Origin of the sequence: Idiomarina sp. UBA3162, assembly GCF_002364475.1 — a bacterium.
Classification (GTDB): domain Bacteria; phylum Pseudomonadota; class Gammaproteobacteria; order Enterobacterales; family Alteromonadaceae; genus Idiomarina.
On the sequence record NZ_DEYI01000050.1, the window covers coordinates 897 to 1709 of the forward strand.

Here is an 813-nt window from a genome sequence, read left to right on the forward strand (position 1 = left end):
CCGTCAGGCCAGCGGCCTGTTTCGACAGCGCTTACCAAGCGTTCATAGGTGTCTTGGCTCATACTATTAATGAGGTCTTCAAATTGCATGCTGTACTCTACCGCTTTCTCTTCAGCATAATAAGGCGTACTCGATTTATCACAAACCACACGAGCCCAATACCAATAACTAATAGCGCAGTGCTTCGCTGCCAACTATTAGCGAGGGGTTGTTGAAAGAATAGATAGACAAAGGCAGCGATTGAAAGCAATAGCGCTAACATCGACTGAGAAACCAGTTTATCCGACTTTTCTTGACGCAGTCGAGCCGCTTCACGCTCGATATCTTCTTTTGAATTACCCGCGAATACAAACTGACAATGAGGGCAATCTTTTGCTTTTGAAGACACACGCTTGCCGCACGACGGGCAATTGACTAATGCCATATCAAACACCTTTACTGATATATACCAAGCAATATAAGGCTTTTGTCACCAAATTCAAGGGACAGCCCGAATAAATGAAGTTTAAATAAAAAAAGCGAGGCAAAAGCCCCGCTTTTTAACATAAACGTTATACCTATTTACGTTTTTGTTCTTTATTAAAGTCTTGCCAGTACGACTTAACCGTACTCTTCATTTCCTTGTGTAATAACAACATACCAATCAAGTTCGGTAATGTCATTAACACGATGGCGACGGCCGATGCCGTCCAAATTAAGGTGGTGTCGGCAAAAGACGCCCAGAAGAAGCCTGCCACGTAAAGAATGCGGTAAGGCATGACGCCTTTTTGTCCGAACAAATAAACAACCGCACGGTCGCCGTAGTAAGACCAC

3 protein-coding genes are annotated in these 813 nt (G+C 43.9%); all 3 read right to left on the reverse strand.

Annotation, left to right across the window (positions count from 1 at the left end; all coding sequences use genetic code 11):
• Positions 1 to 89 (reverse strand): DUF1315 family protein (locus tag B2X00_RS05955; RefSeq protein ID WP_290486524.1); only part of this gene is annotated, 89 nt, incomplete at its 3' end.
• A gap of 8 nt (positions 90 to 97) precedes the next feature.
• Positions 98 to 424, reverse strand: coding sequence for a hypothetical protein (locus B2X00_RS05960; RefSeq protein WP_071464312.1), 327 nt, complete (start codon positions 422 to 424; stop codon positions 98 to 100).
• 133 nt (positions 425 to 557) lie between these two features.
• Positions 558 to 813 (reverse strand): alanine:cation symporter family protein (locus B2X00_RS05965; protein ID WP_290486521.1); only part of this gene is annotated, 256 nt, incomplete at its 5' end.

Bases quoted from the DNA above. Each gene is read 5' to 3' on its own strand.
- B2X00_RS05960 (WP_071464312.1), bottom strand. From the start codon at position 424: ATGGCATTAGTCAATTGCCCGTCGTGCGGCAAGCGTGTGTCTTCAAAA.